The sequence below is a fragment of the Microbacterium sp. C448 genome, from assembly GCF_000582705.2.
Taxonomy (GTDB): domain Bacteria; phylum Actinomycetota; class Actinomycetes; order Actinomycetales; family Microbacteriaceae; genus Microbacterium; species Microbacterium lacus_A.
Genome location: NZ_HG779702.1, coordinates 1 through 6,173 on the forward strand (window position 1 = coordinate 1; position 6,173 = coordinate 6,173).

Below are 6,173 nucleotides of genomic sequence, written 5' to 3' on the forward strand. Positions count from 1 at the left end.
CCCCTGCCAAACATTCTGACGCGCGACAATGATGCACAACACAGCAATCCGTGCCCGCCGGGCCCTCGTCGCCACGGGCGCCGTTGCCGCGCTCGTTCTGGCGGGCTGCGCCGCCGACCCGGAGGGCGCCTCATCCGGAGGGGACTCCGGTGGGGGCGACGCAGCAGGCGAGGGTGGCACGATCCGGGTCGCCTATCTGGCAACCGGCTCGTCGCTTCCCCTCTTCGTAACCGCCGAGAAGTATGCCGAAGAGGTCGGGATCAACGTCGAGCTCGTCGAGGTCGCGAGCGGCAACGAGTCGATCACCGGAGTCGCGACCGCCCAGTACGACGCCGGGTTCGCCGGGATCGGTTCTGCCGCGTACAACGCCGTGGACGAGGGGTTGCCCGTGCGCTACGTGGCGCCGATGCACGCCGGATACATCGAGGACTACTTCATCGTGTCGTCGCAGCTCGCGGGCTCGTCGGATGAGGCCGCCGCGGTCGCCGAGGACATGTCGCAGCTCGCGGGTCAGACGTTCGCCGTCAACGCGCCGGGCGTCGTGACCGAGGCGCTGCTCGGCTTCGCCCTGGAGCGCGGCGGGCTGTCGATGGACGACATCGCGCTGGAGTACATCCCGTTCCCCGATCAGGTGCCGGCGCTCGCAAACGGGGGCATCGCGGCCGGCATCCTCTCGGAGCCGTTCCCCACGCAGGCGGAGGGCAACGGGTCGGGTTACCGCCCGTGGGAGACCCCGACGGATGAAGATCCGCTGCCGTTCACGGGGATCATCTACAACACGGACTGGGCGGACGAGAACCCGCAGGTCGCCGAGGACTTCATGCGCGCCTATGCGATGGCCGCCGAAGATCTCGACGCGAACGGTTGGGACACCCCCGAGATGCTCGAGCTCGTCGAGCAGTACACGGGTGCGGATCCCGCCATCGTGGCCGCGTCCCGCCAGCACCACATCCCGGCCGACCTGAGTGTGGACTTCGACGTCCTGCTGCGTTACCAGGAGTTCTTCATGGAGCAGGGCTCGTTGAACTATGACGAGATCATCCCCGAAGAGGACATCTGGGACTTCAGCTGGCGCGATGCCGCGCTCGAGAACTGACGCGGTGAGCCGATGAGCGCACAGATGCAACCGAAGGTCCGACTCACCGACGTGAGCAAGCGGTTCCCGGGAAAGGAACAGGTCACCGCACTCGAGGATGTCTCGCTCGACATCGCGGAAGCCGAATTCGTCTCCATCGTGGGGCCGTCGGGCTGCGGCAAGTCCACTCTGCTGCGTCTCGTCGCGGGCCTGTACGAGCCATCCTCGGGCACGGTCGAGATCCAGAGCTCCAAACCCGACCGACCGAAGACGGCCATGGTGTTTCAGGAGCACGCGCTCTTTCCCTGGATGTCGGTGCGCGAGAACGTCATGTTCGGCCCACGCAACCGCAATGTCCCCAAGAAGGAGGCGGCCGAGATCGCGAACGAGCAGCTGGCGCGGCTCGGCCTGGCACGCTTCGGCGACTTCTTCCCTCACCAGCTCTCGGGCGGAATGAAGCAGCGCGTCGGCATCGCCCGCGCGCTCGCGCAGGATGCCGAAGTGCTGTTGATGGACGAACCACTCGGCGCGCTCGATGCCCAGACGCGCACCCTCTTGCAGGAGCAGATCCTCGAGCTGCGTCAGCAGACGAAACCGACGGTGCTCTACATCACGCACGCGATCGATGAGGCGGTCTTCCTCTCGGATCGCGTGGTGCTGATGTCCGCCCGACCGGGAAGGATCCGGGACATCGTCGAGCTCGACTTCGGGCCCGACCGCACACCTGAACTTCGCGGTACGCCGGAGTTCGCCGCGCTGTCGCAGGACATCTGGAATCACCTGCGCGACGAGGTGCAGGCGGCCATGGCGGTGGACGACCGGTGAGCTGGCGTGGCCTTCGCGACAAGTGGGCCCTCTTCGTCGGTCCCGTGGTCATCCTGCTCGGGTGGGAGATCCTCAGCCGGACCGGCGTCATCCGCGCCACCTTCTTCCCACCCCCTACCGAGATCATCGCCCGCAGCGTGATCATTTTCGAACCCGCCTCCGGGCTCGGTGGCGACATCATCGCGACCGTCCTGCGCGTGCTCGTCACGATCGTGCTGGCGGTGGTTCTGGGAGTCGGGGTGGGGATCGCGATCACCGCCTCGCAATGGATGGATCGCGGAGCGCACACGATCCTGGCATTCCTCTACCCCATCCCTGGCGTGCTCTTCTTTCCGTTCCTGACGTTCCTGCTCGGCCGGACCGAGATGGCGATCATCCTGACCGCCCTGGTGACCCCGCTCATCGTCATGATCCTGTACACCGTCGCGGGAGTGCGGAGCATCGATCGGACTCTCGTCGAGGTTGCGGACAACTACGGCTCACGGGGCGTGAAGCGATTCTTCGGCATCCTCGTACCGGGTTCGCTGCCGTCGATCGTCACCGGCATCCGGGTGTCTCTCGGATTCACCCTGATCGCGGTCATCGCGATCGAGATGGTGGGCGCCCCGAATGGCCTGGGTCAGTTCCTCTGGTCCAACTGGCAGATCCTGCGGGTTACCGACATGTATGTCGCCCTGCTGATCATCGCCGTGATCGGGCTGATCAGTTCCGTCGGATTCGATGCCGTGGCCGACCGCCTCTTGCCGTGGCGACGTGACGTGCAAGGAGCACAGATATGAACCCGACGGTACGGCGCTGGGCGCAGTCGTGGGCCATTCCCCTCGCGGTCATCGTGCTGTGGGAGGTCGTCACGCGCGCGGGACTACTCGACCCGCGATTCTTCCCGCCGTTGAGCGACATCGTCGTGACGGCGTTCGACGGCCTCGTGAACGGGCGGCTGGGCCTCGATCTGGTGCTGACTGTCCAGCGATTGCTGATCGCCTTCGCGCTCGCCGCGGTTTTCGGCGTTGCGATCGGCGTCGCCTCGGGACGGTGGCGCACCGTTGAGCTGCTCATCCGGCCGATCACGGACACGCTCTATCCGCTGCCGAAGATCGCCCTGCTTCCGCTCTTCATCATCATCGTCGGGCGGGGAGAGGTGGCGTACATCATCACCGCTTTCGCCACCGCCTTCTTCCAGATCATCATCAGCACGCGTGGCACCGTCCGGGACGTGCCGACAGATCTGATCGAGGCAGGGCGCAACTTCGGTGCCACCGGCATGAGGTTCTTCACCCGGCTGTTGTTCCCGGCGATCGCGCCCGGCTTGCTGAACGGGCTGCGGCTCGGAATGGCCACCTGTCTGATCACGCTGATCGCCGCCGAGTTCGTCGGTGCGGAGTTCGGCCTGGGAGCGGCAATCCGCAGGGCCGGTCAGCAGTTCGCCATCGACGAGGTCTACGCGGGCATCCTGATCGTCGGTCTGCTCGGTTTGCTGATCAACCTGGCGTTCCGGCTCGTGACACCGCTAGTGCTGCCGTGGCAGCGCAAAACTCAGCCGGCGAGCACGCCGGCTGCGCGCGCGGGCGCGGCGTAGGCGGCGGCGAGAGAGGCGAGCGTCTCGTGCGCGTTGAGGCCGCTGGGGTTCGGAAGTACCCACAACTCCGCCGCGGCGAGTGACTGGTCCTGTCGGCCAGCCTTCGCGCGCGGTCGGTCGAAACCCTGGCGGTATGCGGTCAGCCCGAGGACCGCGACGACGAGCGGCCGCCACCGCTCGACATCCGCTGTCAAGCGAGTCGCTCCGTCGAGCAACTCTTGCCGTGTGAGTTCGTCCGCGCGAGCGGTCGCGCGAGGGACGATGCTCGTGATGCCGATACCCGCGTCGAAGAACATCGCGCGGTCTTCGTCCGGCATCCCGTCGTCCGGAATCCGCGGCAGTCTCGGAATGATCCCCGCGGCGACGAGTGCCGGATAGAAACGGTTGCCGGGCCGGGCAAACGGCGCGCCGGTCGCGGCCGTCCACAGCCCGGGATTGATGCCGACGAAGAGCAGTCGCGGGTGCGGGGGAACGAATTCCGGGATCTCGCGATCGCGGAACGACTCGAGCTCAGTGCGAGAGAAGCCCACCGGCCGCGGGATCTACCGGTAGTTGACGAACTGCAGATCTACGTCGAGGTCGGCGGCCTTCAGCACACGGATGACCTCTTGCAGGTCGTCGCGGCTCTTCGACTGCACGCGCAACTCGTCGCCCTGGATCTGCGACTTGACACCCTTGGGGGCTTCGTCGCGGATGATCTTGCCGATCTTCTTGGCGTTCTCTTGCGAGATGCCGTCCTTGATCGTCGAGACGATGCGGTATTCCTTGCCGCTCGCGAAAGGCTCACCCGACTCGAGGCTCTTCAGCGAGATGCCGCGCTTGATGAGCTTGGACTGGAAGACATCCAGTACCGCCTTCGCACGCTCTTCGCTGTTCGCCTTGATCAGAACGGATTCGCCGCTCCACTCGACGGAGGCGCCGGTGCCCTTGAAGTCGTAGCGCTGCTCGATCTCTTTGCGCGCCTGGTTGAGGGCGTTCTCGGCCTCCTGGTGGTCGACTTTGCTGACGATGTCGAAGGATGAATCGGCCATCCATCCAGTCTATCCGGCGTCGTTCGTAGACTGGAGGGGCACGATGTATGGAGGTGGGATGCGACCGTTGACCGAGGACGAGGTTCGGGCGTCATTCGTGAACGTCGTCGACGAAGAGATCCGGCAGCTGCAGTTGCCGCACGACTTTCTGTTGACCGACTGGGATCACCTGGACTTTCTGGCGTGGCGTGATCCGGAAGTGCGCGGGCGCGGATACGTCGTCACGGAGCAGGATGGCAAACCCCTCGGCGTTGCCCTGCGGGCGGCTTCGACGACCTCTCGTGCCCGCTCGGGGATGTGCGACCTCTGCCACACCCTGCAGCCCGCCGACCAGGTCTCGCTTTTCACGGCGCGCAAGGCTGGCCCCTCCGGCGCACACGGCGACACCGTCGGCACCTACATCTGTGCCGATCTCTCCTGTCACGAGAACGTTCGCCTCGCGGCGCCGCTCGCTCCGTCCGAGATGCGGGCGAGCGTTGATCGCCGGATCGATGGGGCACGACGACGCACCGAACGGTTCGTCGAACGGGTGCTGGCGTAGTCTCGCGTCATGACGCAAGCACGTGTTGTGGTGGTCGGCGACGCACTCATCGATGAGTTGCGGGACGACCTCGGAGTTCGCGAGTTCGTCGGAGGGGCGGCCCTGAACGTCGCGGTCGGGCTGGCTCGACTGGGTGTTCCGACGACCCTGATCGCGATGGTCGGGGACGACGATGCGGGAGCGCGCATCCGCGCCTATCTGGGCGATTTTGATGTCACGCTGCTCGCGACGCCGTCGCCGCTCGGTACGTCGCGCGCGGTCAGCGAGCGGGCGGGCGGCGCCGAGCCGGTGTACGTATTCAACGAGGCGGCTCAGGCCCGACGCATCCACTTCGGCGATGCCGAGCGGGCGGCGATCGCGGATGCCTCGATGACCGTCGTGAGCTGCTTTCCCTTCGATGATCCGGCACAGGCGGCAGAGTTCGCCACGGCGGTTCGCGCGACCGAGACGCGTCTCGTGATCGACCCCAACCCCCGCACCGGGATGATGCGTGATCTCGCGGAGTTCGTCGCCGGGTTCGAGGATCTTGCGCCCCGCGCTTCGCTCGTGAAGATCGGTGACGACGACGCGCATCTGATGTTCGGGGAGTCGCTGGATGACTCGGTGGAACGGATGCGCGAGCTCGGGGTGCCCGTTGTGCTGGGCACGCGTGGTGCGGACGGCGCTTTTGTTCGCGCCGATGTGCTCGGGGGAGACGAGCTGGCGGCGCCCATCGCCGATCTTCCCGGCCGCATCGTCGACACCATGGGTGCCGGCGACGCGACGCTTTCGGCCACGGTCGCCCGGTTGGCAGTGGATGGAGAGCCCGCGAATGCCGAGGCGTGGGGTGCGGTCCTCGCCGAGGCGATGGAGATCGCCGCCGCGACCTGCCGGTTCGAGGGTGCGCTGCTGCGGACCCCGAGCGAACTGCACGACGTGGATCTCGATCGCCTCGGCACCTGACGGGCGTTCTTCGGGGCTCCCGCGATTGGGTAATATGGGAGATCGCGCTTCCGGTCGTCTGCAAAAGTCGGACGGGCGCGCCCTGGCGAGTTACCCAAGCGGCCAAAGGGATCTGACTGTAAATCAGCCGGCGTAGCCTTCGGGGGTTCGAATCCCTCACTCGCCACCAAACGAAAGACGCCC

At 66.2% G+C, this 6,173-nt stretch carries 8 protein-coding genes and 1 tRNA gene; 7 read left to right on the forward strand and 2 right to left on the reverse strand.

The annotated features are described in order from the left end of the window. Positions 1-28 precede the first annotated feature (28 nt). The 4 genes from MIC448_RS10305 to MIC448_RS10320 are packed head-to-tail and all read left to right on the forward strand — an operon-like array spanning position 29 to position 3,476. Positions 29-1,096, forward strand: coding sequence for an ABC transporter substrate-binding protein (locus tag MIC448_RS10305; protein WP_036299178.1), 1,068 nt, complete (start codon positions 29-31; stop codon positions 1,094-1,096). Between the two features lie 24 nt (positions 1,097-1,120). Further along, on the forward strand, positions 1,121-1,900 hold the full coding sequence (locus tag MIC448_RS10310; protein ID WP_036299189.1) for an ABC transporter ATP-binding protein: 780 nt from the start codon (positions 1,121-1,123) through the stop codon (positions 1,898-1,900). Then, on the forward strand, positions 1,897-2,679 hold the full coding sequence (locus tag MIC448_RS10315; protein WP_036299180.1) for an ABC transporter permease: 783 nt from the start codon (positions 1,897-1,899) through the stop codon (positions 2,677-2,679). The genes MIC448_RS10310 and MIC448_RS10315 overlap by 4 nt, the downstream gene beginning before the upstream one ends. Beyond that, positions 2,676-3,476: an ABC transporter permease gene (locus MIC448_RS10320; RefSeq protein WP_051513588.1), complete on the forward strand. Its 801-nt coding sequence runs from the start codon at positions 2,676-2,678 to the stop codon at positions 3,474-3,476. Before MIC448_RS10315 ends, MIC448_RS10320 begins: the two co-directional genes overlap by 4 nt. Here MIC448_RS10320 and MIC448_RS10325 read toward each other — a convergent pair. Together MIC448_RS10325 and MIC448_RS10330 are read right to left on the reverse strand one after the other, a co-directional pair. Then, positions 3,434-4,006 carry a mismatch-specific DNA-glycosylase gene (locus tag MIC448_RS10325; protein WP_036299181.1) on the reverse strand — a complete coding sequence of 191 codons (573 nt, stop codon included), beginning with the start codon at positions 4,004-4,006 and terminating at the stop codon, positions 3,434-3,436. The two genes, MIC448_RS10320 and MIC448_RS10325, sit on opposite strands and share 43 nt — an antisense overlap. Positions 4,007-4,018: 12 nt before the next feature. Beyond that, a complete protein-coding gene (locus MIC448_RS10330) occupies positions 4,019-4,507 on the reverse strand; it encodes a YajQ family cyclic di-GMP-binding protein (protein WP_036299183.1) in 489 nt (162 codons plus the stop codon). 58 nt (positions 4,508-4,565) lie between these two features. Between MIC448_RS10330 and MIC448_RS10335 the strand changes: the two genes are divergently transcribed. The 3 genes from MIC448_RS10335 (at position 4,566) to MIC448_RS10345 (ending at position 6,159) form a co-directional block, all read left to right on the forward strand. Continuing rightward, entirely contained in the window at positions 4,566-5,048 is a 483-nt protein-coding gene (locus tag MIC448_RS10335; RefSeq protein WP_036299185.1) for an FBP domain-containing protein, read from the forward strand. A gap of 9 nt (positions 5,049-5,057) precedes the next feature. After that, entirely contained in the window at positions 5,058-5,990 is a 933-nt protein-coding gene (locus MIC448_RS10340; RefSeq protein WP_036299187.1) for a carbohydrate kinase family protein, read from the forward strand. A gap of 84 nt (positions 5,991-6,074) precedes the next feature. Beyond that, positions 6,075-6,159, forward strand: a tRNA-Tyr gene (locus MIC448_RS10345). Positions 6,160-6,173 lie beyond the last annotated feature (14 nt).

Excerpts from the sequence above, each read along its gene's own strand:
- MIC448_RS10320 (WP_051513588.1), top strand. The coding sequence starts at position 2,676 with ATGAACCCGACGGTACGGCGCTGGGCGCAGTCGTGGGCCATTCCCCTC.
- MIC448_RS10305 (WP_036299178.1), top strand. The coding sequence starts at position 29 with ATGATGCACAACACAGCAATCCGTGCCCGCCGGGCCCTCGTCGCCACG.
- MIC448_RS10330 (WP_036299183.1), bottom strand. The coding sequence starts at position 4,507 with ATGGCCGATTCATCCTTCGACATCGTCAGCAAAGTCGACCACCAGGAG.
- MIC448_RS10335 (WP_036299185.1), top strand. The coding sequence starts at position 4,566 with ATGCGACCGTTGACCGAGGACGAGGTTCGGGCGTCATTCGTGAACGTC.
- MIC448_RS10340 (WP_036299187.1), top strand. The coding sequence starts at position 5,058 with ATGACGCAAGCACGTGTTGTGGTGGTCGGCGACGCACTCATCGATGAG.
- MIC448_RS10310 (WP_036299189.1), top strand. The coding sequence starts at position 1,121 with ATGCAACCGAAGGTCCGACTCACCGACGTGAGCAAGCGGTTCCCGGGA.